Origin of the sequence: Brevundimonas sp., from assembly GCF_029946145.1 — a bacterium.
GTDB lineage: Bacteria > Pseudomonadota > Alphaproteobacteria > Caulobacterales > Caulobacteraceae > Brevundimonas.
This window is the reverse complement of the sequence record NZ_JAQSDY010000017.1, coordinates 219642-244633: the sequence shown is the minus strand read 5'-3', so window position 1 is coordinate 244633 and position 24992 is coordinate 219642. Positions and strand designations below refer to the sequence as shown.

Sequence of the window (24992 nt, the reverse complement as noted above, 5' to 3'; positions counted from 1 at the left end):
CCCCCCCCCCCCGGCCGTCGCTTCGCGCCGACGACCCTCCCCCGGAGGGGGAGGGAGATGTTCGGTGCGGTCTTCTAGCGCTTCAGCAGCGGGGCCAGCTTCTGGGCGATCATCATGTCGCCGGCGATCTTCAGCTTGCCCTGCATGAAGGCCATCATCGGATCGAGCTTGCCGTCCGACAGGGCCATGAAGTCGTCCCAGCTGATCGACACCGTGGCGTCGGCCGGCTTGTCCTCGTTGGTCACGGTGTTCGGGGACGAGGCGCCGTCGATGTAGATCTTGCCGACATCGCCCAGATCGATCTTCACGGTCTTGCCCAGACCGGAGTTGTCGCCCACGGCGCCGCGGATGTGTTCGGTGACTTGAGCCAGGTCGGCCATGGGTCTCTCCCTGAAGACGTTGAGGCTTCGACCTAGACCGCGCGGGCCCCCCTGCCAAGATCACGTGAGGTCAAGTTGGCGCGACGGGCGGCCGGTTCAGCCGACCTCGGGACCCCAGGGGCCGTCAGAAGGCTGTTCGGGCCGTTCGTCGCGCGGCGGATCGTCATGGCGCCGATCGTCCCGACGATCCTCGTAGCGCGCAGGTTCGGATGAGTACCGGCGGCGGTCCATGCGGTCATCGCGCTCCGCGCGGCGCTGGTCCTCGAGGGCGTCCAGACGCGCCTGACGGGCGCGGCGCTCGGCGCCGAAATCCGGCAGCGGATTGTCGAAGCCGAACCAGCGGCGTTCCCGCTCGCGACGTGGAGGCTCGGGCTCGGGCGGAAGGGCGTATGCGTCGGAAGCGTAGCGGCGCACGCCGGCGGGGCGCGACGGCGGCGGCGTCCGGGGGGCGGCGTCCTCGTCTTCCGTCCAGGCGGCCTCATGGACCGGAGCGCCGGCTGCACGGACGGAGGGCACATAGCGGAAGCCGTCCACCAGCTCGCCCACGTCCATCACCGATCCGGGGGCCAATTCCGGCTCCACGGGGGCCACGACCTCGATCTCGAGCCCCTCTCCCGCGGCCACGGGGGTTGGTCCCGGCAGGGTGACGTATTTCAGGCCCATCAGCCCGAGCGCGGCCACGCCGACAACGGCGATCACCGCCAGATGCATCGGGCGGACGCGGCGGGGGGCGCGAGGCCCGGGTTCGAGCGGGGATCGGGGAGGAAGCGGATCGGGATACATGGGGCACCAGTACTGAAGCGGCGCTCCTGCAACCCCCGAGACGGGCTCAGGTTCAAAATGGCGACGGTCGATCCGCCCCCCGGGCCGCCCTCCGCCGAACTAGCGGACGGCGGCGTAGGTCGTGGCGGCGTCGCGATAGCGGGCGTGCTCGCGGGCGGTCATGCAGCGGGGCGCGCTCCAGGCTGGATCGGAGGACCGCACGGACAGGGCTTCGCGAGCGGTGACGAAGACCGGCGTCGAACCGTGTTCCCGGGTGAAGGCGCGACGGGTCGCCGCATCGGTGGCGCAGATCAGCACCGGGCGCGCATTCGACCGCGCGGACGGCTGTCCGGCTTCGCCGGCGCTCGCCAGACCGACGGGAAGAAGTGCCGCGGCGGCCAGTGCGGTCAGGCCGACAAGGGGGGTGAAAGCGCGCATTTCGGTCTCTCTCGAACGCCTGAAACAGTCAGGACCCGGAGGAATAATGCGCTCTTTTTCCCTATTGTAAAGATTATGCGACGATTGGAAGTATGAAGTTTGACATTTAGCCCGCCAGCGGACGTTTTTGGCTGACCTCAGCCGGCGCAGGGGCCGGCCGTCAGCGCCCCCTCGACGTTCAGCGTGGCGTCGGCGTTCCCGACCACGCCCAAGCTGCACACGGTCAGGCGGTGATCCGTTTCCAGCGCCGCCAGCCAGGCGAACAAGGGCCCGGAGCGGACGCGCGACAGCTGGAAACCCAGCTGGCCGGACGGACTCATGGCGGTCACCACCTCGAGGCCCGCGGCCCCGGCGGTGCGGCGGATCAGGGGTTCCAGTCCCTCGGCGGGAGGCGGGGCCGCCGGTCGCGCGGGCCCGAGCGAGGCGACCGACGCGCGCGCCTCGGCCAGCATGACGGCCGCGGCTTCGGCGCGGTCCGCGGCGGCGGTTCTCCAGGCAAGGACCGGCCGGATCCCGCCCAGCCAGACCATCGTGGCCAGCAGCAGCGCCGCCATGACCATCAGCATGCGGCGCTCGCGCAGGGTGCGGCCGCTGAACCAGAGTTCGAGGGGGCCCGTAAACCGGTTCATCGCGCGCTCCCGATGGTGATGTCGCTGACGATCCGGCCCCGGTCGTCCAGGGTGCCGGTTTCGGTGATCTCGAGGCCGTTGGTCCGCATGGCGCGGGCGATCACCTGCATGTCCTGATAGTCGGCATGGGTGACGCTGGCCTTCATGCCGGCGGCGGGATCGACGATCAGCAGGTCCAGTTCGGCGCCCTCGACGCCCTCGACGGCGGCGAACAGGGCGGCCGTGGCGCCGATGACGCCGCCGGGCGGCGGGGCCGCGCGGACGCGCTGGCGCAGGGCCTCGACCGGATCGGGACGGGCGGCGAGGTCCGGCGCGGCGCGGGCGATCTCGGCGCGGGCCCGGGCGGTCGCGTGCCGGGCGTCCATGTCGTCCCGCGCGGCGGCCGCGGCGACCAGGACAAGCGGAGAGACGACCAGCAGCCCGGCCAGGGCGGAGGCCAGGGCCCAGCCGCGGCGGACGGTTCCGCGCGCCCGGTCCTGCGTCGACAGAAGGTTGAGGGGCGGCGACAGGGCCGCGTCGATCAGGGCGCGCTCGACCGCGTCGCCGTCCTCGACCGGCTCGACGCGGCGCGCGCCGGCGACCAGCTCGACCAGATCCGGCTGGACGCTGGCGGCGAAGCCCCTGCCCCGCAAGGCCATGGCGGGTCCGAAGGCGACGGCGCTGAGCCGGTCGTCATCATTCGGCTCGGGCACGGTCAGGGCGTCGGGCACGATGGCGTCGGCCCGCACGCCAAGGGCGTCCAGATAGTCGGTCCAGGCCTGAAGCAGGGACAGGCCGACCACGGCGACGAGACGGGGCTGACCGGCGGCGGGCACGGGCCCAAGGGCCACGGCCAGCCGGTCGGCCGGAGCCGCCAGCGAATCCTTCAGCATCCACAGGGCGGCGGCGCGTTGCTGGGCGGGTCCGCCCGCCGGCAGGTCGAGCCAGCGGATCGTGACATCGGCCCCGGGCGCGACCGCCACGGTGCGCATGGGTTCGGGCCGCTCGACGGCGTCAAGCTCCAGCAGGCCGCGCTCGCGCACCACGCCGTCGGCGATGACCAGACAGGGTGCGGGTTCGCCGCCAAGGCTCGGAATCAGGATCAGGCGGGTGGGTTTCATTCTTCGGGGGTCCAGCGTTGGATCACGGTGCGCACGCGGCCGTCGGCGGCGGCTTCCAGCAGGGCGGTGCGGACGGCGTGGGAGCCGCCCAGTTCGACATCGACCCGCAGGTCGAAGAAGCGGGTCAGGACGGTGATCTGGTCGCGCGCCTCGGCCTCGATCGGCAGCGCCGCCAGGGCCGGCTGGGCCCAGAAGGCGGCGACGTCGGGCCAGCCGTCGCGGGGGCGGGCGGCGATCACCGCCCGGGCCCGCTGCGGCGGCAGCAGGCCGCCGGTCAGCATGGTCAGCAGGGGCGCCTGCTCCGGCGTCAGGGTGTTGACGTTCAGCGGGGACAGGCGCGAGGTCGGCAGGGCGCAGACCCAGGGCCGCAGACGGCGGAAGGTGTCGGCGTCGACGCCCTTGACCGCGCGCAGCTCGCTGACCTCGGCCAGCATGACGCCGCCGGTGCGATAGGGTTTGGCGAGACCCGCATAGGCGCCGTCCTCGGCGCCCAGCGGCAGGGGCGTGGAGTCGGCGTCGAGCCAGTCGGTCAGGGCGTCGGCGATCGCCTGCATGCGGCTGTCGGGCGCCCCGACGGCGCGGCCTAGGGCGCGGAACTGGGCCGCGCCCAGCGGACGGGCGGTCAGGTCCTCGCCGACGCCGAGGACGAGGCTGTTCAGGTTGAAACAGGCCTGGCCGTCGGTGACGGTCGCGGTGACGGCGCCCCCGTCGATGGGGAAGCTGAGGGTCCGGCCGTTCCATTGCGGATCCAGCGGAGTCCGGGACGGGCCGGCGGCGAGCAGACGGCTGATCTGGCCGCGCGCGAGGGTTTCGGCGCCGGCGGCGTACCACTGGGCCTGACTCTGCGTCTCGACGTTTGTCGCGCGGCGGACCGAGAAGCGCACATCGTCGAGGATGGCCACCGCCACCACCGACATGACGGCGACCAGCAGCAGCACCGTCAGCAGGGCCATGCCCTCGCGCTCCCGACGCGACCGGCTCATCGGCCGCTCCCGACGAGGAACAGCTGGTCGATCCGGCCATAGCCCTGGACCGTCATGCCGATGCTCACCGCGTCGGGCAGCGGGCGGTCGAGGCTGGAGATGAAGGCCGGGGCCGCTACCCCGTCGCGGACGAAGGCGACGGTGACATCGCGCACGCCGCGGTACAGCACCTGCGGCGGACCGGGCCGGGCGCCGTCCAGATGGCTGGAGACGCGCCGTTCGAGGCGATCCTCGACCAGCCGGTATTCGACGCGTTGCAGCGACGGCCGCGCCTGCTCGCCCGGATTGCTCCAGCCCGCGCGGGTCAGGGACAGGATCGGATCGCCGGGCGCCGCCGCGCCGACCATGGGCTGGGGCGTCGGGCGGCCGGTGGGGCCGCGCGAGCGTCGGGCCGTGGCCTGGCCGAGATCGGCGCGCAGCAGGCCGCGCATGCGCTGCAGGTCGCCGACGCGGTCGCTGGCGGCCTTGACCGCGAACCGGTTGTCGATGGTCACGCCCAGCACGGCCGCGCCCGCCGCCGCGATCATGGCGAAGATCATCAGCGAGACCAGAACCTCGACCAGGGTGAAGCCGGCGCGGCGGGTCATGTGTTTCGCGGCCTGAACAGGGTGCGTTCGGCGGCCTGGCCCTCGGCGTCGCTGACGCGCACGTCGACGCGCAGCATGCCGGCGACGTCGGTGGCGGTGACCGCGCGGGTCCAGCGCCAGCGCCGTCCGGCCAGCTCGACCTGGCCGGAGGCTGTACCCTCCCCGAGCGACGGCAGGGTGGCGGCCTCGACCGCGAGGTTTTCGGCGACGATCCCGCCGAAGGTGCGGGTCTCGACGCGGGAGGCGGAGCGGGTGTTCTCGCCGGAAAGGTTGAGCAGGGCCATGGCGGCGAGGCTGAAAACCGACAGGGCGACCAGCATTTCGATCAGGGTGAACCCCTGTCTGGTCTCAGATTTCCCGTTCATCCCGGCGAAAGCCGGGACCCGGTTCTTTGGGCGATCGGGGGCCGAGGGTGCGCGCGAATGCCGATCCCGAAGAGCCTGCCTCGCGAAAGGACTGGGTCCCGGCTTTCGCCGGGATGCACGGAAAAGGGAGACGATCATTGAAGGGTCACCTCCCCCGCCCCATCCACCGTGACAGTGCGGCCCTTGCCGTCGCGGCTGAGCGTCAGCGTCGCCGGTTCCGCCACGCCCGTGGGGTCGAAGACGAAGCGGGCGCCCTCGACAGGGCTGACCGCCGTCTCCGGCTGCCAGGCCTCGGACCCGAACGGGCCGTCGGACAGGGCGGACCAGGCGCGGCCGTCGAAGACGGTGAAGGCGTAGCCGGTCGGGGTGACCTCGACCGCGACCGGGCGGTTGGACAGCACGGCCTCGTCGCGGGCGCGCGACAGGCGGGCGGCGAACCGCTCGGCCTCGACGCCCACGGCCGGGCGTGGGTCCGGCACCGCCAGCACCACGGCGCCGGCGGCCAGACCGAGGATGGCCACGACCATCAGCAGCTCAACCAGCGTAAAGCCGGCGCGAGTCTTTTTGGCGCTATCGCTCGCCGCGCGGCGGCTCGCTGCTTGAGCGCGATCACGCATGGCGCTCATGCAGTGAGCGACCGCGTCGCGAGCGATAGCGCCAAAAAGGACGTCAGCCCTGCCAGTTGCCCAGATCGGCGTCATTGCCCTCGCCCCCCTCCTTGCCGTCCGCGCCCAGCGAGAAGACGTCGAACTGGCCGCCGTGCGCGCTCGGGCGGCGATAGCCGTAGGGGTTGCCCCAGGGGTCTTCCGGCAGGCGGCGCACATAGCCGCCCGGGCGGTAGCGTTCGGGATTGGCCAGACCCGTGGGCGCGGCGACCAGGGCCTGCAGGTCGGTCGGGAAGTCGAGATTGTCGAGGCGGTAGGTCTCGATGGCCTGTTCCAGGGTCGAGATGTCCGCCTTGGCCTTGCCGACCATGGCCCGGTCCTGGCTGGGCAGGACGTTGATCGCCACCACCGTGGCCAGCAGGCCGATGATGACGATGACCACCATCAGCTCGACCAGGGTGAAGCCGGCGCGCCGGCGGCGCCTTGCGGTTTTGCGTTCGTTTTCAGTCGTCATGGCTCGGCTCCTCACCCCATCGCCAGGGTGTTGATCTGCAGGATTGGAAGAAGGATCGACAGCACGATCAGGGCGACGACGCCGCCCATGACCACGATGATCGCCGGCTCCAGCAGGCTGAGCATCACGGCGGTGAAGGTCGAGAATTCGCGTTCCAGATAGTCGGCGGCGCGCTCCAGCATCGGCTCCAGCCGGCCGCTGCTCTCGCCCGAGGCGGTCATGTAGACGAGGATCGGCGGAAAGACGTCGGCGCGGCGCATGGCGGCCGACAGGCCCCCGCCCTCGCGCACCGCGTCGGCCATGGTCTCGGTCGCCAGACGCAAACGGCGGTTGGAGACGGTGCGAGCGGTGATGGTCAGACCCTCCAGCACCGGCAGGCCCGCCGTGATCATGGTCGACAGGGTGCGGGCCATCTTCGCCCCGTGCAGATCGCGGGTCAGGCGGCCGATCAGGGGCAGGCGCAGCAGGATCGTGTCGGCGCGCAGCCGGATCGCCGGATTGCGCAGCAGGACCGCGCCGATCAGGCCGCCGGCGATGAGGACCAGCGCCAGCAGCCAGCCCCAGTCGCGCATCAGGTGGGACACGCCGATCACCAGCCGCGTCAGCAGCGGCAGGGTCTGGTTCATGCTGTCGAACTGGTCGACCACCTTGGGCACGACGAAGGTCATCATGGCGGTGATGACGCCGAGCGCCACGACCGCCAGAACGATCGGATAAACGAGGGCGGTGATCACCTTGCCGCGCACCACCTGATCGCGTTCCAGCCCGTCGGCCAGACGTTCGAGGATCGGCTCCAGCGCGCCCGAGGTCTCGCCGGCCGAGACCATGGCCCGGTACAGCGGCGGGAAGGCCTGACCCTGCAGGGCCATGGCGTCGGACAGGCGCCGGCCCTCCATGACGCCCGCGTGGACGCCGTCCAGCACACGGCGGACGGCCGGACGGTCGGCCTGAAGCGCGATGGTGCGCAGCGCCTCCTCGATCGGGGCGACGGAGACGAGGGTCGAGAGCTGGCGCGTCGTCAGGGCCAGGGTCCTGGCGTCGAGCTTGGTCGCCTTGCGCGGTCCGGCCTGTTCGTTGCGCGCAGCGGCGCCGCGCGAGGTCGTGACCTCCAGCGGCATCAGGCGGCGACGGGCCAGGACGGCGCGCACGGCGCCCTCGTCGGCGGCGGTCAAGGCGCCGGTGACGGTGCGGCCGCCGGCGTCGACGGCGACGAAGTCGAAGGCCGCCATCAGGCCGCGACCCCGTGATCGGCGGCCTCGGGCTCAATGTCCGCCGTTTCCTGACGGGTGACGCGGACGGCTTCCTCGACAGACGTGACGCCCTCCAGCACGAGCGCGCGAGCGCGCTGCGTCAGGGTGTCCGCCCCGGCCTTGCCGAAGGCGGCGGCGTTGATCGCCTCCTCGTCGGCCTCGGCGGCGATCAGGCGGCGCACGCGGTCATCGACGCGGATGACCTCGTACAGGCCGACGCGGCCGACATAGCCGGTGTTCTGGCAGTGGGCGCAGCCCTGCGGCCGCCAGACGCGGGCGCCGCGCTCGACCCCGGCCAGCCGGGCCGTGGCCGCGTCCGCCGTTTCGGGCCGCCGGCATTCGCCGCACAGCCGCCGAACCAGCCGCTGGGCCACGATCAGCCGCAGGGTCGAGGCCAGCAGGAAGGGCTCGACGCCCATGTCGCGCAGGCGGGTGATGGCCCCGGCGGCGTCATTGGTGTGGACGGTCGACAGGACGAGGTGGCCGGTGAGCGAGGCCTGGACCGCGATGCGCGCCGTCTCGACGTCGCGGATTTCCCCGACCATGACCACGTCCGGGTCCTGACGCAGGATGGCGCGCAGGCCGGCAGCGAAGGTCATGCCGACCTTGGGATTGACCTGGGTCTGTCCGACGCCGTCGATGGCGTATTCGACCGGATCCTCGACCGTCAGGATGTTGCGCGTGGCGTCGTTCAGCAGCGACAGGCCGGCGTACAGCGAGGTGGTCTTGCCCGAGCCGGTCGGACCGGTGACCAGGATGATGCCGTTCGGCTCCTTCAGCGCGCCGCGGAAGGCGTCCAGCGCCTCGGACGACATGCCCAGCCGGTCCAGCGTCAGCCCGGCCTGCTCCTTGTCGAGAATGCGCAGCACCACCCGCTCGCCCGCGCGTGACGGCAGGGTCGAGACGCGGACGTCGAGCGTCTTGCCGCCGAGGGTCAGGGGGATGCGCCCGTCCTGGGGCACGCGCTTCTCGGCGATGTCGAGCCGCGCCATGACCTTGATGCGCGACACCAGCAGGGGCGTGATCCGGGGGTTCAGCGACAGGGTCTCGCGCAGTACGCCGTCGACCCGCATGCGCACGGTCAGGGCGGTCTCGAACGGCTCCAGATGGATGTCCGAGGCGCCGGTGCGGACGGCCTCGGCGATGATGCCGTTGATCAGGCGGATCACCGGGGCGTCGTCGGCCGTGTCCAGCAGATCGGCGGCGGCGGGGATGTCGTCGATCAGGCTCTCGAGGCCAGAGGGCATGTCCAGATCGTCGCCGTCGGCGGCGTTCAGGTGGTCGCCGGCGTAGACTTCCGACAGCTGGCGGTCGAAGGCGGCCTGACCCAGCGGCTCGACGCGCAGGGGCCGGCCCAGGGCGCGGCGGGTCTCGATCAGGGCCGAGGGATCGGCCCCCTCGCGCAGGCCGACCACGGCGATGTCGCCGGCCTCGAGCAGGATCACGCCGTGCCGTTTGGCGAAGCCGTAGGGCAGGGTCGGATTGATCAGGGTGATCATCGCGGCCTCAGCCTCCGGCGCTCGTCTGGACGGGCGGCAGCGGACCGATGACGACCTCGCCGACCGGCGCGGTGACGCCGGGCGCCTCAGGCGCGACCGGCGGCTGGGCCCGCATATAGTCGCGCATCATCTCGTCGAGGCTGGGCTCCACGCCGGGCGCATTGTTCAGCTGCTGCTGGCGCATATAGCCCCAGCGGTCGGCGGCCAGGGTCTGGGCGTCGGCGGGGCTGCGAATGATGGTCGGGCGGATGAAGACCATCAGATTGGTCCGCCCGCGCTGGCGGCTGGTCGAGCGGAACAGGGCGCCGACATAGGGGATGTCGCCCAGCCCCGGCACCTTGTCGACCGACATCCGGTCGTTCTGGTCCAGCAGCCCCCCGGCCACGGCGATGTCGCCGTCGTCGACCACCAGGGTGGTCTCCAGCTCGCGCTTGTTCAGCACCAGGTCGTTGGCCGAGTTGGTCAGGACGCCGTTGATGCTGGACACCTCCTGGCGCAGGAACAGGGTGATCGAGCCGCCGGCGTTGATCTGGGGCCGGACGATCAGCTTGACGCCGATGTCCTGGCGCTGGGTCGTTCGGAAGGGGTTGGAGTTGCCGTCCAGCAGGGTTTCGCCGGTCGTGATCGGCACTTCCTGACCGACGAGGATGGTCGCCTCCTCATTGTCCAGCGTCATCAGCGACGGGGTCTGCAGCAGGTTCGACCCTTCGTCGGTCTTGGCGGCGTTGATGATGAAGCCGAACAGGCCGTTGCCGATGCTGCCCCCGCCGCCGCCGACGAAGCCGTTGGCGCCCAGAAGCGTGTTCAGGGCCAGGTTCTGCAGCTGCTCGCGCAGCGGATTGTCTTCCTCCAGCTGGCCGGACCCCACGCCGCCGGCGATCGGGACCAGCGGCGTGGCGCTGTTGGAATAGTTGGTCAGGCCGATCGGGTTGCCGTCCTCGCCGGCCAGCAGCCACTGGACGCCCAGTTCCTTGACGGCGTTGTCGGACAGTTCGACGACGATGGCCTCGATCAGCACCTGCTGGCGGCGCTGGTCCAGCTGGCGGATGACCTCGGACAGCATGCGCTGGGTGTCGGCCGAGGCGGAGATGACCAGCGCGTTGGCGCCGGGGAAGCGGGCGATGGTGGCGCGCTGGCCCGGGACGGGGGCGGCGGCGGTCGTGCTGGCCGGGACGACGGCGGCGGCCGTCTCGCCCGAGCCGCCGCGCGTGGCGGCCGGCGTCGCATTGGCGCTGGCGGCTGTGACCTGCTGGCCGACGATCTGTTGCAGCACCGGCAGCAGGGCCTCGGCGTTGGCGTGCTGCAGGAAGATGACCTTGACGTCGTCGGCGGACTCGGCGCGGCGGTCGAGGTCCTCGATCAGCGGGCGGATGCGGGCCATGGCCGAGGGATCGCCGCGCAGGACGATGGAGTTGGAGCTCTCGACCGGGGTGACGGTGACCATCCCCTGCCCCGGCTGGCCGCCGGGAGGGGCGAGGACGGATTGCAGCACGGCGGCGATCTCGCGCGCCGAGGAGTTCTGCAGGGTCACGACCTCGAAGCCGGTGCGGTCGACGTCGATGCGGCCGATCAGCGAGCGGATGCGGGCCAGATTGTCGGCGAAATCGGCCACGACGACGCTGTTGGCGCCGGGGTTGGCCAGCACCTGGCCCTGCGGCCCGACCAGCGGGCGGATGGTCTCGGCGGCCGAGGCGGCGTCGATGTTGCGCAGCTGGAAGACCTCGGTCGAGAAGCGTTCCGAACCGACCGTCGACGGCCCCTGGGCGGCGCCCTGGGCCGGGCTGATGCGCCAGGCGCCCGATGATGTCGGGGTCACCACCAGGCCGTTGGCGCGCAGGGTCGACAGGAAGACCTCGAACAGCTGGGCGCGGCTGAGGGCGCGGTCGCTGGTCACGGTCACCGTGCCGCTGACCGCCGGATCGACGATGAAGGTGCGGCCGGTCGAGCGGGCCACGTCCTGGATGAAGGCGCGGATGTCGGCGCCCTGGACGTTCAGGGTCTGGCGCTCGCCGGACTGGGCCAGCACGGGCGTCGCGGCCAGAGGCCCCTGGGCGGCGATGACCGCGCCGAGGACGGCGGCGAGGACGCTTCGGTTCGATCGCTTCAACGGCCTGTCCTTATGGTGGTGGTCTGCACGGCGCCGCCGCGTTCGAAGCGAATCTCGGCGCTGGCGGCGTTGGAGAGCTGGCCGCGCAGACCGGCGATGCGGTCGAGGCGGTCCAGCGAGGTTCCGTTGACGGCGAGGATGACGTCGCCCGACTGGAGGCCGGCGGCCTTCAGGGCCGAGCCGTCGCCGCCGGCCGAGACGGTGAAGCCGTTGACGCGCAGGCCCTGCATGCGAGGCCGCAGCGAGGCCTGGGCCATCAGCCGGGCGGGGTCGACCCGCGGGCCGGCCGCCACGGCGGGCGCGACGGCGGGGGCCGCTTCGGCGGGCGGGCTGACGGTCTGGGGACCGGGCGGCGGGGGTGGCGGAGGCGCGGCCCCGATGGGCGTGTCGCTGAAGATCAGGCGGGTGACCGAAGCGCCGCGCGCCAGGGTGACGTGGTCCTGGCCGACCGACTGCAGGATCAGGCCGGGTTCGACCTCTTCGCCGACGCCGACCGAGACCTGCCGGCCGTCGGCCAGACCGATGATGGCCGAGCCGCCGCCGGCGCCGCCGGCGCGGACGCCGAACAGGCGCATCTGGCTGCCGCCCGCCGCCGTGGCCTCGGCCAGGCTGCTGAGATCGCCGGTGCGGAAGAAGGCGTCGAAACGCTGGAAGACGGTGTAGTCGGCGGGGCTCGCCTCAGGGCGCGGCGAGGCCGCTGTCGCGGCTTCCGCCCGGGGCTGGACGACGATCCAGACCAGCTGGCCCAGCTGGATGGCCAGGGCCAGGGCGAGAGCAAGCTCGACGCCGGCGCGCACGCGATCCGGACGCGCCGCGACGGCGTCCCGAATCTGGCTGCTGAAACTGCGCACTGCGCCGATCACTATGGCGTGCCCCACGGAGCCCCGACGGCCCGGCGGACTCCGTAGACCAATCGTCCGGGCCCGGCTTCACCGCCACATGACGGCCCGGCGAACTGTCCGTGACGGTTGGTGCGTCCACGGACGAACCGCCGCAAAACAGTCGTGTACCGGTGCGGGGAGGCCGGCGGCCGGCCTCCCCGTCCGTGTCCTAGAAGCGCGCGGTCAGGCTGACCGAGGCGCTGGATCCCAGCTCGTAGTTGTTGATCAGGATCTTGTTGCCCAGCTCCTGGTACTCGTCGAAATCCGTGCTGAGCAGGTTGCGCAGTTCGAGGGCGAAGCCGAGATCGCGGCCCCCGTATTCGAAGTCCTTGCGGTACACGAAGTCCACGAAGATGCCCGGATCCTGGATGTAGTCCGGCTCGCGGTTGCCCGCGCCGCCCGCGCCGCGGGCGCTGATGCGCTCGCTGACGTAGTTGACGATGATCGTCGCCTGCGACCGGGCCGTGTCGTCTTCCCAGCCCAGTTGCAGGTTGGCGACATGCTCGGACTGGCCCTGAAGCCGGCTGCCGTCCTCGATGAAGAAGGTCGCGTCCTCGTCGGCGCCGCCGCCGCCGGGCGTGCGGACGATGTCGCCCGCCTCGACATTCACCTCGGAGTCCGACCAGGTGTAGTTGGCCTGGACCAGCCAGCGCTTGTTGGCGATGAACGACATGCCGTTGTCGGGGAACTCGAAGAATTTCTTCGCTTCGATTTCCGCGCCGTAGATGGTGGCCTGCGGCGAGTTGATGAAGGACTGCTGACGCGCGTTGCCGGACGTCACGATCGTCGACTCAACCGGCTTGTCCAGATCCTTGTAGAAGACGCCGGCCGTCAGATACTGCTGCCGGGCGAAGAACCATTCGTAGCGGGCGTCCAGGTTCAGGATCTCGGTGTCCACCAGGAACGGGTTGCCGGTGAACTCGCGATCGGTTTCCGGGTCCGTATAGGACTGGGGGGCCAGTTCGCGGAACTGCGGCCGGCCGATGGTCTGGGAGGCGCCGACACGCAGCTGCTGGTCTTCAGCGAAGTTCCAGGTCGCGGTGAACGAGGGCAGGAAATACTGCTCGTCGATCTCGGTCGGGGCGAACGGAGCCGCGCCGCCGAACAGGTCGCGCGTGGTGACCGACTGCTGGCCGTCCTCGTAGCGGACGCCGAAGGTGGTGCGCACCAGCGGGATGATCTCGGCGTCGACCTGGGCGTAGGCGGCCGCGACTTCCAGCTGGGCCGAATAGGCCGCCGCGCCGCTGCCGGCGCCGCCGGTGATTTCCGTCAGGATCAGACCGTCCGGGCGGATGTTGTAGTCCGAGTAGAGGTAGTCGACCCGCGACTGGCGCTGCTCTTCGGTCAGGGTGCTGGCCGGCACGAACTGCAGGTCGCGGCGCTGGGCGTCGCGGTTGTTGTCCGACCAGGCCACGCCGACGCTGAAGACGGCTTCGCGGTAGTCCGACAGCGGCAGGGTGTAGCTGAGGTCCGCGCCACCCGAGACGATGTCGTCGTCCAGTTCGCTGAACGAGACGCGGTTGCCGCCGATCTCGTGGACGAAATTGCCATTGATATCGAGGCCGTATTCGAAGCGCGTCTCATAAGGCGCGTTCCGCTCGGTCTTCGCATAGGCGGCGCGCCAGGCGAACTCGACCGCGCCGTCCATGAACTCGTGCTCACCGGCCAGCTGGCTGGAGAAGAGCTGGCGTTCGTACCACTCCGTGAAGTCCGACCGCTGGACCGCGCCGCCGGCGTCGAAATCGGGACCGGCGCTGATGCGGGCTTCCTTGGTCACGTTGCGGACGAAGAAGTTCGTCCATTTGATCTCGCTGTTCTCATTGGTCAGCGACAGGCCGCCCAGGAAGTTCAGCTGGATGTCGTTCTGGTTCGATTCATAGGCCTTGCTGGTGACCGGCACCAGGACGGAGCCCGAGAACTGGCCTTCTTCCTGGACTCCGTTTCGGGTCGACCAGCTGTTGCTGTAGCCCGCGACGGCGATCAGGCCGAAGGTGCCCATGCTGCTTTCGCTGGACAGGCCGCCCGCGAAGTCGAAACCGAAATTCACGGGCGTGGTTTCGCGCTGCAGCAGGCGCAACGGCGCGTTGATCAGGGACTGACCGATCCGCTGCAGTTGCTGCGCCTCGAAATTGGCGCTGTTGACCGGAACGCCCTGGTCGAAAGCCAGCGCCAGCGGTCCAGGCACGTCGCGCGTGCCGTCGTCGAAGCCGGTGAAATCGGTGCGCGATCCGTAATAGATCAGGCTTTCCTTGTTGGTCGTCTCGGTATTGCCGCCGACCGACGCCGACATCGAGAAGAAGGGCTCGTTCGGCGCATCGACGGTGCGCAGGTCGATCACGCCGCCGCCGAACTCGCCGGGGAAGTCGACGGAATAGGATTTCTGGACGGTGACGCTTTCCAGAATGCTGGACGGAAACAGGTCCAGCGGAACGACCCGTTGCAGCGGCTCGGGGCTGGGCAGGGGCGATCCATTGAGCAGGGCCGACGAGTAACGCTCGCCGAGACCGCGCACATAGACAAAGCGGCCTTCGACCACGGTCAGGCCGGTGACGCGCGCCAGGGCGCCGGCGGCGCTGCTGTCGCCGGTCCGTTCCAGATCCTCGGCCGTCAGGAAGGCGGCGACTTCGGCGCTCTCGCGGTTCGGTTCGGGGATGTAGCGGCCCAGAACCACGACTTCGTCGAGCTGGGAGGCCTCTTCCGGCTCGGCTTCAGCCTGCGCGGCCGGCGTTTGCGCGGTGACGGTTTGCGGCGCGGTCTGGACCGGCGGCGTTTGAGCATAGGCCAGCCCCGGCGCGATCAGCGCGCTGGTGGCCAGAAGGACCCCGCTCAGGGTCAGAGTAACTGTCTTCATGATCTGCGCCTTGAAGGGGTTCAACGGAATACGCGAAAGCCGGAGGCGGCCCGGTCGGGCCGCCTCCGCGCATCCGTCATCAGCAGGTCGCGCCGGCGGTCAGGCCGCAGGTCCAGCCCTGGTACCAGGTGTCGGCGGCGTTCTGGACGGCGCCGATGTAGGTCGTGGCCTGGAAGAAGGAATGGACCGCCGGAGCGTTTGCCGGGGTCACGGCGTTTTCGTTGGCGCCGTTGACGAACGTCAGGACCTGGTTGCTCAGGCTCGTGCCCGCCGGAGCGGTCAGGGTCGAGGTCCCGGCCGCCGTGTTGTTCGTGCCGGCGGTGAAGGCCGCCGCCGACAGGACGGCGTTGGCCGGACGGTACGAGATGCCGCAGGACATGAAGACCGAGTTGAAGGCCACGCCGCTGGTGGCCGTGTCCGCGTCATTGATGGCCATGCAGCCGGCCAGTGAGCCTGCGACGCTGGTGAACACCGAGTTGATGATCGTGGCGTCGGCGCCCGTGTCGAAGTGAGCGACGGTGTGGGCGTCGGTCGGCGAGTTGCGGCCGACGAGGGTCCAGTTGGCCATCTTGGGCTGTGACACATAGCGGGTGGCCAGCGGCACGGAGGTCGGGGCCGACGAGAACTCGAAGCCGGCGCTGCGGCTGGTCGAACCGGGGGCCCGTTGCGTCACGATGCCGAACTGGGCGCCGCCGCGCCAGCCGGTGTCGGTGTCCATGCCATCGTCGTCGGCGCCGTTGATGACGATGTGGCGCAGGTTGACGGCGCCGCCGAAGATTTCGATGCCGTCATCCGAGCTGTTGTAAACCTGGATGTGATCCACGGTCGTGCCCGAGCCGACGCCGGCCATGGTCAGGCCCTGCAGCTCGTTGCCGGTCGAGATTTCGAAGCCCGAGAACTTGATCTGGACGTAGCGCAGGCGGCCCGAGTTGTCTGATGCGGTGTTGCCGCCGAAGAAGGCGCTGGTGCCCTCGACGGTGCCGGTGCAGGTCACCGGGGCGGTCAGCTGGCAGTTGGCGGTCGGCGCGCGGCCGGCCAGGACGATGCCGCCCCACTGCCCTTGCGAACTCTCGGTGGTCGTGCCTTCGACGTTCTGGCGGCTGGTGAAGACGATCGGGGTCGTCGCCGTGCCTTCTGCGAACAGCTGCGAACCGCGGTTGACCAGCAGATAGTCGGAACCGCCCGAGGCGAAGATGCGGACGCCCGCCTCGATGGTCAGGATGCCCTGCTCGCTGCCGGCGATCGGGGCCGCCGGATCGACGCCGCGGTCGGTGCCGACCGCGGTCCGGCCGGTGATCGAGTAGATGGTGCCGGCGCGCAGCGGCACCGTCAGGGCGCCGTTGATCTGTTGCGGCAGCTGGCAGACGCGCAGGGTGTTGCCGGCGATCAGGCCGACGTTGGCGAAGCCGGCCGGGCAATCAGCCGCGGGAGTGCCCGGAGCCGGCGGGGGCGTCACGCCGCCGCCGCCGCCGCCGCCGTCGCCGAAATCACCTTCACCGGGCGATGCGACTTCGGCCGAGCCGCACGCGGCCAGGATCAGGGCGCTGGCGGAAACCGCGAGCAGGGTCTTCAGTCGAAAGCCGGTCATCGTTTTCACCGTGTCTGTGCAAAAGAATTTCACGACAGGGGTCGTCCGGGATGCTCTCCCCGACGCGATGACTGCACCGCCCCCTGCCCACCGCTGTGGTTAGGGGTCAGATATGACGGCGCCGACGCTGTACCGTGACGGTTCCGGCTCGCTTGTGTGAAGTTGTCTGCGCGGTTCCGTGAAAAGCTGTCACGACACGGTGGAACTGTCACAGTGGGTCGATGCGAACGGCTTGCCTTGCGATTTCAGGCCCCGTACCGCGAGTGAAACCTCGATGGTGAACCGCTTGTTCGACGCCGGCCCGTCCCCCGCCCTTGTTCTCGCCTTCGCGGGCCTGGGGCTGATCGCGGGCAGCTTCCTGGGGCTGGTCAGCCTGCGCCTGCCGGCGGGCGAAGGCGTTGTCGCGGGCCGGTCGCGTTGCGGCGGCTGCGGGCGGACCTTGGGGGCGCGGGATCTGGTTCCGGTCGTCAGCTACGTCATCGCCCGCGGTCGCTGCCGGCGATGCGAGGCGCCGATACCGGTTCGCTATCCGCTGATGGAGCTCGGCTGCGCGGCCATCGGCGCCTGGGCGGCCCTGTCCCAGCCGACGCCGGTCGCCGCGGCGCTGACGGCGTTGCTGGGGTGGCAGCTGCTGCTGATCGCGATCATCGACGCAGAGCATTTCTGGCTGCCCGATCGGCTGACGCTGCCGCTGCTGGCCACGGGCCTGACGGCCGCGGCGCTGCTGGACGTCCCGACGGTGCGCGACAGCGTCATCGGCGCCGCCGTCGGCTTCGCGGCGCTGTGGTCTCTCGCCTGGGTCTATCGCCGGCTGCGGGGGCGCGAGGGTCTGGGGGGCGGAGACCCCTTCCTGTTCGCCGCGATCGGGGCATGGACAGGATGGCCGGGCCTGCCCACCGTCCTGATCTGGGCCGCGACCGCCGGTCTGAGCCTGGTCCTGGCGAAACGCCTGACGGGTCGTGGTGTGTCCGGGTCCGACCGCCTGCCCTTCGGCCTGTTTCTGGCGATAGGGGCTTGGATGACCTGGCTTCTGGGGCCGATCGGGCTCTGAGGCGGCCCGGGGAAGGTCTGGCGGAGACGCAGGGATTCGAACCCTGGGTACCCCTTACAGGGTACGACGATTTAGCAAACCGTTGCCTTCAGCCACTCGGCCACGTCTCCGGCAGGCGGCGTGATTAGCCGAGCGCGCGGGCGGACGCAACGGGTTGCGCGAGCCGTCGTGCGTTAACGGGACAGTGAGAGCGGGCGTGCAAGGTGGGCCGGAACCCCCGCGCGAGCCCCATGACCGACGCCGCAACCCGCCGCCCAATGTTCGACGTCGACCTGTCCGGGTCGGAAAGCCTGGACGCGTCCGGCCTTCAGGCGCTGGCCGCCTCGGCCGTTGAAGGCGGGCCGGAAGCCGAGGGCGCCGCGCGCCGGGGCCCGTTCCGACCCGACGTCTGGCGTAACGCCCGTCAGCGGCACGCCTCGCGGCTGGCGGCCCATTATTTCCGGTCGCTGGACGTGCTGGCCGTGGCCGCCGTCACCCTGCTGAGCGCCTGGGCGGCGGCGCCGGGCCCCCTGATTCACGCCCAGCTGTCGCAGGTCCTGCCATTCGCGCTCGGCGCCCTGACCATTCTCGGCCTGTTGCGGTCCCTGGGGCGCTATCGATTCGCGCGAGGCCAGCAGACGGCGATCCATCTGGCGTCGGTGGCCGCGATCGTCGCGGCCGGATCCCTGGTCGCCATGGCGTCCGGCTGGGCGATGCAGGGCGCCGACGCCCAGTGGGCGGCCTGGCTGGTCTGGACGGGTCTGGTGCTGGTCACGCTGAACGCCCTGCACATGGGGTGGAGCGACATCGTCGCGCGATGGCGGGCGTCCGGAGCCCTGACGCCCAACATCGTCCTGGTCGGGGCGACCCGCCACGCCGAGGCCCTGATCCGCGAAGCGCTGAAGCGGCGCGACCTGAATGTGCTGGGAATCTTCGACGACCGGCTGGCGCGCAGCCCACGGGCCATCGAGGGCGTGCCCGTGCTGGGCACGGCGGAGGATCTGCTGACCCACCGGATGACGCCCTATGTCGACCGGATCGTGCTGGCCATCGACCCCAGGGCCGAGGCGCGCGTGCGCGACCTGACCGCCCGGCTGAGGACGCTGCCCAATGAAGTGACGCTGGTGGTCGAACCGAAGGGCGAGGCCGAGACGCGTACGACCCTGAACCGGCTGGCCGCCGCCCCGCTGGCGGATGTCCAGGGTCCGCTCGACGACGACCGCCGCGCCTTCAACAAGCGGCTTCAGGACATGATTTTCGGCCTGACCGCCCTGGTGCTGCTGTCCCCGGTCATGGCCGCGGTCGCCCTGGCGGTCCGTCTGGACAGCCCGGGTCCGATCTTCTTCCGTCAACGGCGGCACGGCTTCAACCACGAGGAAATCGTGGTGTGGAAATTCCGCTCGATGAGGCAGGAGGCCGCCGATGCGACGGCCAGCCGTCAGGTCACCCATGACGACGACCGCATCACGGCCGTGGGCCGGTTCATCCGCAAGACCAGCCTCGACGAACTGCCGCAACTGCTGAACGTCCTCACCGGCGAGATGTCGCTGGTCGGTCCGCGTCCGCACGCCATCGGCATGAAGACGGGCCATGTCGAATCCGCGCGGCTGGTGGCCGAATACGCCCATCGCCACCGCATCAAGCCCGGCATGACGGGCTGGGCCGCCATCCACGGTTCGCGCGGGCCGCTGCACAGCGCTCAGGACGTGCGCCGCCGGGTGCAGCTGGACATCGACTATGTCGAGCGCCAGTCGTTCTGGCTGGACCTGTGGATCATGGCCGTGACCGTGCCGGTGCTGCTGGGCGACCGCGCGGCGGTTCGCTGATGTTCTGGCGCGGCGTCTGGGGCTATCTGCCCGCCAACATCGTGCAGGGGGTGGTCGGCTTTCTGTCGATCATCCTGTTCACCCGCCTGCTCAGCCCCGAGGATTTCGGCCGCTACGCCCTCGCCTTCTCGGTCATGACCTTGGCCCATGTGGCCGTGTTCAGCTGGCTTGAGGCCGCCATGGCGCGGTTCTGGGCGGCCCAGTCGCCCGGGGCCGAGACCTGGGGCCATTTCGCCAGCCTGTACCGCGCGGCCTTCGCCCTCAGCGCGGCCTTCCTCGTCGTGGCGGGCGTGGCGGTCTGGCTGTTCCCGGTCGATCCCCTGTTCAAGCTGGCGCTGGCGGCGGGTCTGGCGGGCGCGCCGGCGCGGTGTCTGGTCAAGCTGGGGCAGGAGCGTTTCCGCGCCGCCGGCGAGGTGGGCAAGGCGGCGTGGCTGGACATGGCGGTGGCGGTCGGCGGCCTCGCCATCGGCGTGGGCTTCGCCCTGATCGGGGCGGGCGGAGCGGCGCCCCTGCTGGGCATCGGCCTCGCGCCTCTTGCCGCCCTGCCCTTCGTCCTGCCCGGTGAACTGCGACAGGCGCGCGGCGGGGCGTTCGAGCCGGCGCGGGTGCGGGACTACGCCGTGTACGGCTATCCGATCGCGGCCTCGCTGGCCCTGACGGTGGTGCTGTCCTCGACCGACCGCTTCCTGCTGGCCCTGTTCATGGACGAGGCCGCGGTGGGCGCCTATCACGCCAGCTATTCGATCGCGAACCGGACGCTGGACGTGCTGTTCCTGTGGCTGGGTTCCGCGGGGCAGCCGGCGCTGGTCATGGCGCTGGAGCGCGGCGGGCTGGAGCGGTTGAAGGAGGCCGCGCGGGAACAGCTGTCGACCTTCCTGCTGATCGGCCTGCCGGCGGCGGCGGGTGTGGCCCTGGTGGCGCGTCCGCTGGCGGAGCTGCTGATCGGCGAGGACCTGCGCACGGCGGCGGCGGGAGTGACGCCGTGGATCGCCCTGTCGGCCCTGCTGTTCGGGCTGACGGCCTATTATTTCGGCCAGGCCTTCACCCTGGGCAAGAAGACGAAGCGTCTGCTGATCGCCATGGCGATTCCGGCGGTCGCCAATGTGATCCTGAACCTGATCCTCGTGCCGCGCTTCGGCCTCATGGGCGCGGCCTGGGCGACGGCGATCAGTTTCGCGCTGGGGCTGCTGGCGACGATGCTGATCGGCCGCCGGGTCGTGGCCCTGCCGATCCCGTGGGAGAGCCTGGTCCGCTGCGGGATCGCCACCGGGATCATGGCCGTGGTCGTCGCCCGTCTGCCCGCCCTCGGCGGCTTCCCCGAACTGATGCTGGACGCCTCGGTCGGCGGCCTGGTCTATGCGGCGGCCGCCCTGACGCTGAACGCGGCGGGCGTCCGCGACGTCGCCACGCGCCTGCTGACGCAGATCCGCGCCCGGAGGGCGACGGCGTGAGCGCGCGGGCCCACATGCACGACAACGGCGCGTGGACCGCGGCGCGGCCGAGCGTGTCCGTCCTCATCCCCTTCCTGCGCGACGATCCGGCGGACCTGCTGGCGGCGCTCGAAACGGAAGCCGCGGCGCTGGGCGGGACGGTCGAGATCATCGTGCTGGACGACGGCACCGCCGATGCGGCCCTGACGGGGCGGCTGAAGACGCGGATCGACGCCATGGCCCTGCCCGTGCGCCTGATCACCCTGCCGGCCAACGAAGGCCGGGCGATCGGCCGCAACCGTCTGGCGGCGTCCGCGCGGGGCGGCTCCCTGCTGTTCCTCGACAGCGACATGCGGCCTGATCACCCCGGCTTCCTGCGCGACTGGGCCGCGCTGGTCGCCGACGGCGATCCCGCCGTGGCCTTCGGCGGCTTCTCCCTGCTGCAGGCCCCGACCGACGCCCGGTTCGCCGTGCACCGCGCCATGGCGGCCAGGTCGGAATGCGTGCCCTGCGCAGAGCGGGCGAAACAGCCCGAGAAATACGTCTACACCTCCAATCTTCTGGTCCGCCGCGACGTGTTCGAGGCCGAGGCCTTCGATCCCGGCTTCACCGGCTGGGGCTGGGAGGATGTCGAATGGGCCATGCGCGTGTCGCGCCGGTTCGAGGTCGTGCATATCGACAACCCGGCCACCCACATGGGGCTCGACACCGTGGCCGCGCTGGCCGGCAAGTACGAACAGTCGGCTCCCAATTTCGGCCGCATGGTCCAGCGCCACCCCAAGATCGTCGCCGCCTATCCCAGCTACAGGGCGGCGAGGCTGTTGAAGCGTCTGCCGGGCCTGCCGCTGCTGCGCCGTGTGATGCGCCGCGGGGCCGAGGCGGACTGGCTGCCGGTCGCGACGCGGGCCTTCTCGCTGCGCCTGTACCGCGCGGCCCTCTATGCGGAGGCGGTGTGATGGGCGACGTGGCCGTCATCGTCCCGACCCTGCGTCGGCCCGATAGTCTGGAGCGCGCCCTGCGGTCGCTGTTCCGGCAGACCGGCGTGGCGGACCGGGTCGCTGAAATCGTGGTCGTCGACAACGATCCGCTCGGCTCGGCGGCGGCGCTGACCGAGGCGCTGCGCGCCTTCTCGCCCTGGGCCCTGATCTATCGCCATGCGCCGACCCCCGGCGTCGCCACGGCGCGCAACGCGGGCCTGTCCGCGACGGACGCCCCCCTGATCGCCTTCCTCGACGATGACGAGGCCGCCGCGCCCGGATGGCTGTCGGCCTTGCTCAAGGCCCAGGCCGAGACGGGAGCTGACGCCGTGTTCGGTCCGATCACCGGCCGGGCGCCGGACGCCGAACCCTGGCTGCGGTCCTGGCTGGAGCGCTTCTTCGGCCGTGAGGGCCCGGAACGGACGGGGCTGATCGCCGAACCCTATGGCTGCGGCAATTCGCTGATGCTGCGGGCCACCGCCCTGCCCGGGTCCGCGCCGTTCAATGTGGCCGCCGATCAGGCCGGTGGCGAGGACGACGCCCTTTTCGCGGCGCTGGCGGCGCGGGGCGGCCGGTTCGGCTGGGCCGCCGACGCCCGGGTCGAGGAGTTCGCCCCGGCGCACCGGGCCACGCTGAAATACGCCCTCGCCCGGGCCTTCGCCTATGGTCAGGGACCCAGCCAGACGGCGGCGGCGGCGCGGAACTGGCCGGGGGTCGCCCGCTGGATGCTGATCGGCGCGGGCCAGACGGTCGTATGGGGCGCTGCGGCCGCGGTCCTGACCGTCGCGGCCCGGCCCGGACGCGTCGAGATGTACGATCGCGCCGCGCGCGGTCTGGGCAAGGTGTTGTGGACCCGTGGTTTCGAGCCGCATTTCTACGGCGCGCGCGAGCTGGCCCGGCTCGACGCCGCCTAGCCCGTCAGACGCCTCAGGAAGGCCGGCGGCTTGTACGTCGAGCGGTTGACCACGACCCCCGCGATCTTGCCCCCCACCGCCTCGATCTCGTCGCGCAGCATCAGCGGCTCGTTGGCCGCCGTGCTTTCGGCGGCGACGACCAGCACCGTCGCATCGACGAACGGGGCCAGGGTGATGGCCATGTCGCTGCGGTCTGCCGCCGGGGCGTCGATCACCACCGTGTCGGCGTGCTTTCGCAGGGCGTCCCAGTAGCGGGCGTCGCCGACAGCCTCGGCGCGCTGGCCCGACCGGAGATGCTCGGCCGCGAACCGGGTGACCCACAGCCGCCCGCCCAGGCAGGGGCGCGCCGTCAGCAGGCGCGCCGGATGCACGGGCTTGCCGGCGCGATCCATCAGACGCGGCGTGACAGCGAAGAAGATCGATCCGTCGGGCGTGGCGATCGCGGCCTTGCCCAGCACGCCGAACCGGTCGGGTTCCGCGGCCACGGCCTCCATCTGACCCTGCTGGGACAGGTCGGCGTCGATCAGCCAGACGGGACGGCGCGCGCGGACGGCGGCCAGGCGGGCGTATTCGCGGGCCACGGTCGAGACCCCCTCGCCCGAGTTGGCGGCGGCGATCTGCACCACGCGGCCGCGGTGGCCGGGCGCCGGCCCCAGCGCGGCCCAGAGAGCCGCCATTTCGGTTGTCAGATCGACCATCGAATCGCTACGCGCCCGGCTACAGGCCCCTACGCTACCATGCCTTGTGAGATCACCGGGCGGCCTTCATCGGCGCGACGGCCAGCACGGGCATCTCCAGTGTCCGGCCGGTCGAGGCGGGGGTGACATAGCCCTTGCGGGTGAAGATACGCAGCAGGCCGACGCACAGGGCCGTGAAGGCGGCGAACAGGAAGACCAGGGCCAGCATCGGAGCCTTCAGGCTGGTGCCCCTGGTTGGGGCCTGGGCGCGTTCGATGACGGTGACATTGTCGGCCCCGGCGGCGACCAGGGCGCTGTCGGCGCGGGCGGCGCTCTCGCGTTGCTGGAAGTCTCGGATGTTGGCGGTCAGGACTTCACGGTTGCCGGCCAGGTTGGCGTTGGTCGATTCCAGCCGGGTCAGTTCCGCCTGGCGAGAGCGGATTTGCGCCAGCTGATTGTTGGCCACGGCCAGCCGGGCAGCCAGTCCGTCGCGGTCGGCGGCGGCGGTGATCCGCGCGGTCTCGATCTCGGTGAAGATGACGCTGGGGCCCGTGCGGACCTCCTTGGCCCCCACGGTGGTGCCGGTGGCGACATAGGCCTGAAGGTCGGCGATCTGCTGCTCGATGTCCTTCACCGGTTGGGCGTCGGGCGTATAGCGCGACAGCAGGGCTTCGCGCTGTGTCCGCAGCTGCAGGATCTGGTCCTGGGCCGAAATGTTCAGATCCTGCTGCAGCACCACCTCGGCGGGCTGCTGCGCCAGCTGGGCCTCCAGCGTCGACAGCCGCTGGCTGGCCTGGTTCAGCTGGGCCCGCAGCGACAGCGCCTCGGCGTAGGTGGTCTGATAGGTCGCGGCCAGCGTCGCCTTGGCGGTGGCGAAGTCGCCGATGTCATTGGAGGTCATGAAGGCGTTGTAGGCGGCGTCCGCCTCGGCCAGGTCGTTCTCGAACGCCTCGCGCTGCTGGGCGAGGGCGGGCGTGGTCCGGTCGCGGAACACCACGCGACGCTGGACCAGATACTGGTCGACCACGGCGTTCAGCACCTGGGCCGCGCGCACCGGATCGTCGGCCTTGTAGGAAACGGAGATGATGGCGCTGCCGGCCGTGGTGCCGACGCCCAGGCTGGCGTCCAGAACCTTCAGCGCCGCCGCTTCCTTCTCGGCCGCCGTGCCCGAAGCGTCGGGCCCCAGAACGGTGTCGGCGCCGACGGCCCGGACCGCGCGGCGCTTGACCTCCAGGCTGCCGAGGATCTGGGCTTCCGAACCCGCGATCGCGTCGGCCTCCAGCGGCTGGCTGCGCTCCGAGGCGCCCACGCGCGGCTGATAGACATATTCCGACCCGGCGCCGGCATAGACGCTGGCGTTCGCGGTGTAGGATTTCTTGAGCGTCAGGATCGCCGCCGCGCCGATGGCGAACACGGCCAGGAAGATCACGACCATCAGCAGCAGTTCGCGGAACAGCAGGCCGACGACGTCAAGGAAGCCGTAGCGCGGGCGGACTGTGGTGTAGGCCGTCGTACGCATGCGGGCGGACTGATTCCATGGAACAGGACTGACCCGACAAGCCTTGGGCCAGCGGCGTTAACCCATGGTTACCCATAACC

General features: G+C 70.9%; 23 protein-coding genes and 1 tRNA gene. 5 read left to right on the top strand and 19 right to left on the bottom strand.

The features are described from left to right. Nucleotides 1-74: 74 nt before the first annotated feature. From PSV23_RS08320 to PSV23_RS08245, 16 genes are all read right to left on the bottom strand, one after another. Nucleotides 75-380, bottom strand: coding sequence for an SCP2 sterol-binding domain-containing protein (locus PSV23_RS08320; RefSeq protein ID WP_300467780.1), 306 nt, complete (start codon nt 378-380; stop codon nt 75-77). Between the two features lie 96 nt (nt 381-476). Next, a complete protein-coding gene (locus tag PSV23_RS08315; RefSeq protein WP_300467778.1) occupies nt 477-1091 on the bottom strand; it encodes a hypothetical protein in 615 nt (204 codons plus the stop codon). 171 nt (nt 1092-1262) lie between these two features. Then, a complete protein-coding gene (locus PSV23_RS08310; RefSeq protein ID WP_300467776.1) occupies nt 1263-1580 on the bottom strand; it encodes a hypothetical protein in 318 nt (105 codons plus the stop codon). Nucleotides 1581-1717: 137 nt separating this feature from the next. Beyond that, on the bottom strand, nt 1718-2209 hold the full coding sequence (gene gspM, locus PSV23_RS08305) for a type II secretion system protein GspM (RefSeq protein ID WP_300467774.1): 492 nt from the start codon (nt 2207-2209) through the stop codon (nt 1718-1720). Further along, complete coding sequence (gene gspL / locus PSV23_RS08300) at nt 2206-3309, bottom strand: type II secretion system protein GspL (protein WP_300467772.1); 1104 nt, start codon at nt 3307-3309, stop codon at nt 2206-2208. The genes gspM and gspL overlap by 4 nt, the downstream gene beginning before the upstream one ends. Then, complete coding sequence (gene gspK, locus PSV23_RS08295; RefSeq protein WP_300467769.1) at nt 3306-4292, bottom strand: type II secretion system minor pseudopilin GspK; 987 nt, start codon at nt 4290-4292, stop codon at nt 3306-3308. The genes gspL and gspK overlap by 4 nt, the downstream gene beginning before the upstream one ends. Continuing rightward, nucleotides 4289-4879, bottom strand: coding sequence for a type II secretion system minor pseudopilin GspJ (gene gspJ, locus PSV23_RS08290; protein WP_300467767.1), 591 nt, complete (start codon nt 4877-4879; stop codon nt 4289-4291). Before gspJ ends, gspK begins: the two co-directional genes overlap by 4 nt. Continuing rightward, nucleotides 4876-5244 carry a type II secretion system minor pseudopilin GspI gene (gspI, locus tag PSV23_RS08285; RefSeq protein ID WP_300467766.1) on the bottom strand — a complete coding sequence of 123 codons (369 nt, stop codon included), beginning with the start codon at nt 5242-5244 and terminating at the stop codon, nt 4876-4878. The genes gspJ and gspI overlap by 4 nt, the downstream gene beginning before the upstream one ends. A gap of 134 nt (nt 5245-5378) precedes the next feature. Beyond that, nucleotides 5379-5861, bottom strand: coding sequence for a GspH/FimT family pseudopilin (locus PSV23_RS08280; RefSeq protein WP_300467764.1), 483 nt, complete (start codon nt 5859-5861; stop codon nt 5379-5381). A 52-nt stretch (nt 5862-5913) separates the two neighbouring features. Beyond that, nucleotides 5914-6363 (bottom strand): type II secretion system major pseudopilin GspG, encoded by a 450-nt coding sequence (gene gspG / locus PSV23_RS08275; protein ID WP_300467762.1) that lies wholly within the window; start codon nt 6361-6363, stop codon nt 5914-5916. Between the two features lie 11 nt (nt 6364-6374). Continuing rightward, entirely contained in the window at nt 6375-7592 is a 1218-nt protein-coding gene (gene gspF, locus PSV23_RS08270) for a type II secretion system inner membrane protein GspF (protein WP_300467760.1), read from the bottom strand. Then, nucleotides 7592-9112 (bottom strand): type II secretion system ATPase GspE, encoded by a 1521-nt coding sequence (gene gspE, locus PSV23_RS08265; RefSeq protein ID WP_300467758.1) that lies wholly within the window; start codon nt 9110-9112, stop codon nt 7592-7594. The genes gspF and gspE overlap by 1 nt, the downstream gene beginning before the upstream one ends. A gap of 7 nt (nt 9113-9119) precedes the next feature. Next, entirely contained in the window at nt 9120-11219 is a 2100-nt protein-coding gene (gene gspD, locus PSV23_RS08260; protein WP_300467756.1) for a type II secretion system secretin GspD, read from the bottom strand. Further along, complete coding sequence (locus tag PSV23_RS08255) at nt 11216-12070, bottom strand: type II secretion system protein N (protein ID WP_300467754.1); 855 nt, start codon at nt 12068-12070, stop codon at nt 11216-11218. The genes gspD and PSV23_RS08255 overlap by 4 nt, the downstream gene beginning before the upstream one ends. Before the next feature lie 199 nt (nt 12071-12269). After that, entirely contained in the window at nt 12270-14951 is a 2682-nt protein-coding gene (locus tag PSV23_RS08250; protein WP_300467752.1) for a TonB-dependent receptor domain-containing protein, read from the bottom strand. 79 nt (nt 14952-15030) lie between these two features. After that, nucleotides 15031-16539, bottom strand: a complete 1509-nt coding sequence (locus PSV23_RS08245) for a hypothetical protein (RefSeq protein ID WP_300467750.1) — start codon at nt 16537-16539, stop codon at nt 15031-15033. A 274-nt stretch (nt 16540-16813) separates the two neighbouring features. On the opposite strand from PSV23_RS08245, the gene PSV23_RS08240 reads away from it, so the two are divergent. After that, nucleotides 16814-17590, top strand: a complete 777-nt coding sequence (locus tag PSV23_RS08240) for an A24 family peptidase (RefSeq protein WP_300467748.1) — start codon at nt 16814-16816, stop codon at nt 17588-17590. 18 nt (nt 17591-17608) lie between these two features. Here the strand turns inward: PSV23_RS08240 and PSV23_RS08235 are convergent. Continuing rightward, nucleotides 17609-17700 (bottom strand) — tRNA-Ser (locus PSV23_RS08235). Nucleotides 17701-17820: 120 nt separating this feature from the next. Here PSV23_RS08235 and PSV23_RS08230 point away from each other — a divergent pair. Genes PSV23_RS08230 through PSV23_RS08215 form a run of 4 tightly spaced genes read left to right on the top strand, consistent with a single transcriptional unit; the run spans nt 17821 to nt 22716 of the window. Beyond that, nucleotides 17821-19395 (top strand): exopolysaccharide biosynthesis polyprenyl glycosylphosphotransferase, encoded by a 1575-nt coding sequence (locus tag PSV23_RS08230; RefSeq protein ID WP_300467746.1) that lies wholly within the window; start codon nt 17821-17823, stop codon nt 19393-19395. Further along, nucleotides 19395-20846, top strand: a complete 1452-nt coding sequence (locus PSV23_RS08225) for a lipopolysaccharide biosynthesis protein (protein WP_300467744.1) — start codon at nt 19395-19397, stop codon at nt 20844-20846. The genes PSV23_RS08230 and PSV23_RS08225 overlap by 1 nt, the downstream gene beginning before the upstream one ends. Nucleotides 20847-20860: 14 nt before the next feature. Then, the gene (locus tag PSV23_RS08220) at nt 20861-21781 is read left to right on the top strand and encodes a glycosyltransferase family A protein (RefSeq protein ID WP_300467801.1); all 921 of its coding nucleotides are present in this window, start codon (nt 20861-20863) and stop codon (nt 21779-21781) included. After that, nucleotides 21781-22716 carry a glycosyltransferase family 2 protein gene (locus tag PSV23_RS08215; RefSeq protein ID WP_300467742.1) on the top strand — a complete coding sequence of 312 codons (936 nt, stop codon included), beginning with the start codon at nt 21781-21783 and terminating at the stop codon, nt 22714-22716. The genes PSV23_RS08220 and PSV23_RS08215 overlap by 1 nt, the downstream gene beginning before the upstream one ends. Here PSV23_RS08215 and PSV23_RS08210 read toward each other — a convergent pair. Both PSV23_RS08210 and PSV23_RS08205 read right to left on the bottom strand, forming a co-directional pair. Further along, the gene (locus tag PSV23_RS08210; protein WP_300467740.1) at nt 22713-23414 is read right to left on the bottom strand and encodes a hfsB; all 702 of its coding nucleotides are present in this window, start codon (nt 23412-23414) and stop codon (nt 22713-22715) included. The genes PSV23_RS08215 and PSV23_RS08210 overlap by 4 nt on opposite strands. Nucleotides 23415-23466: 52 nt before the next feature. Next, nucleotides 23467-24912, bottom strand: a complete 1446-nt coding sequence (locus tag PSV23_RS08205) for a chain-length determining protein (protein ID WP_300467738.1) — start codon at nt 24910-24912, stop codon at nt 23467-23469. Between the last annotated feature and the right edge of the window lie 80 nt (nt 24913-24992).

Excerpts from the sequence above, each read along its gene's own strand:
- PSV23_RS08320 (WP_300467780.1), bottom strand. The coding sequence starts at position 380 with ATGGCCGACCTGGCTCAAGTCACCGAACACATCCGCGGCGCCGTGGGC.
- PSV23_RS08315 (WP_300467778.1), bottom strand. The coding sequence starts at position 1,091 with ATGCATCTGGCGGTGATCGCCGTTGTCGGCGTGGCCGCGCTCGGGCTG.
- PSV23_RS08310 (WP_300467776.1), bottom strand. The coding sequence starts at position 1,580 with ATGCGCGCTTTCACCCCCCTTGTCGGCCTGACCGCACTGGCCGCCGCG.
- gspM (WP_300467774.1), bottom strand. The coding sequence starts at position 2,209 with ATGAACCGGTTTACGGGCCCCCTCGAACTCTGGTTCAGCGGCCGCACC.
- gspL (WP_300467772.1), bottom strand. The coding sequence starts at position 3,309 with ATGAAACCCACCCGCCTGATCCTGATTCCGAGCCTTGGCGGCGAACCC.
- gspK (WP_300467769.1), bottom strand. The coding sequence starts at position 4,292 with ATGAGCCGGTCGCGTCGGGAGCGCGAGGGCATGGCCCTGCTGACGGTG.
- gspJ (WP_300467767.1), bottom strand. The coding sequence starts at position 4,879 with ATGACCCGCCGCGCCGGCTTCACCCTGGTCGAGGTTCTGGTCTCGCTG.
- gspI (WP_300467766.1), bottom strand. The coding sequence starts at position 5,244 with ATGAACGGGAAATCTGAGACCAGACAGGGGTTCACCCTGATCGAAATG.
- PSV23_RS08280 (WP_300467764.1), bottom strand. The coding sequence starts at position 5,861 with ATGCGTGATCGCGCTCAAGCAGCGAGCCGCCGCGCGGCGAGCGATAGC.
- gspG (WP_300467762.1), bottom strand. The coding sequence starts at position 6,363 with ATGACGACTGAAAACGAACGCAAAACCGCAAGGCGCCGCCGGCGCGCC.
- gspF (WP_300467760.1), bottom strand. The coding sequence starts at position 7,592 with ATGGCGGCCTTCGACTTCGTCGCCGTCGACGCCGGCGGCCGCACCGTC.
- gspE (WP_300467758.1), bottom strand. The coding sequence starts at position 9,112 with ATGATCACCCTGATCAATCCGACCCTGCCCTACGGCTTCGCCAAACGG.
- PSV23_RS08250 (WP_300467752.1), bottom strand. The coding sequence starts at position 14,951 with ATGAAGACAGTTACTCTGACCCTGAGCGGGGTCCTTCTGGCCACCAGC.
- PSV23_RS08245 (WP_300467750.1), bottom strand. The coding sequence starts at position 16,539 with ATGACCGGCTTTCGACTGAAGACCCTGCTCGCGGTTTCCGCCAGCGCC.
- PSV23_RS08240 (WP_300467748.1), top strand. The coding sequence starts at position 16,814 with ATGGTGAACCGCTTGTTCGACGCCGGCCCGTCCCCCGCCCTTGTTCTC.
- PSV23_RS08230 (WP_300467746.1), top strand. The coding sequence starts at position 17,821 with ATGACCGACGCCGCAACCCGCCGCCCAATGTTCGACGTCGACCTGTCC.
- PSV23_RS08225 (WP_300467744.1), top strand. The coding sequence starts at position 19,395 with ATGTTCTGGCGCGGCGTCTGGGGCTATCTGCCCGCCAACATCGTGCAG.
- PSV23_RS08220 (WP_300467801.1), top strand. The coding sequence starts at position 20,861 with ATGCACGACAACGGCGCGTGGACCGCGGCGCGGCCGAGCGTGTCCGTC.
- PSV23_RS08215 (WP_300467742.1), top strand. The coding sequence starts at position 21,781 with ATGGGCGACGTGGCCGTCATCGTCCCGACCCTGCGTCGGCCCGATAGT.
- PSV23_RS08210 (WP_300467740.1), bottom strand. The coding sequence starts at position 23,414 with ATGGTCGATCTGACAACCGAAATGGCGGCTCTCTGGGCCGCGCTGGGG.
- PSV23_RS08205 (WP_300467738.1), bottom strand. The coding sequence starts at position 24,912 with ATGCGTACGACGGCCTACACCACAGTCCGCCCGCGCTACGGCTTCCTT.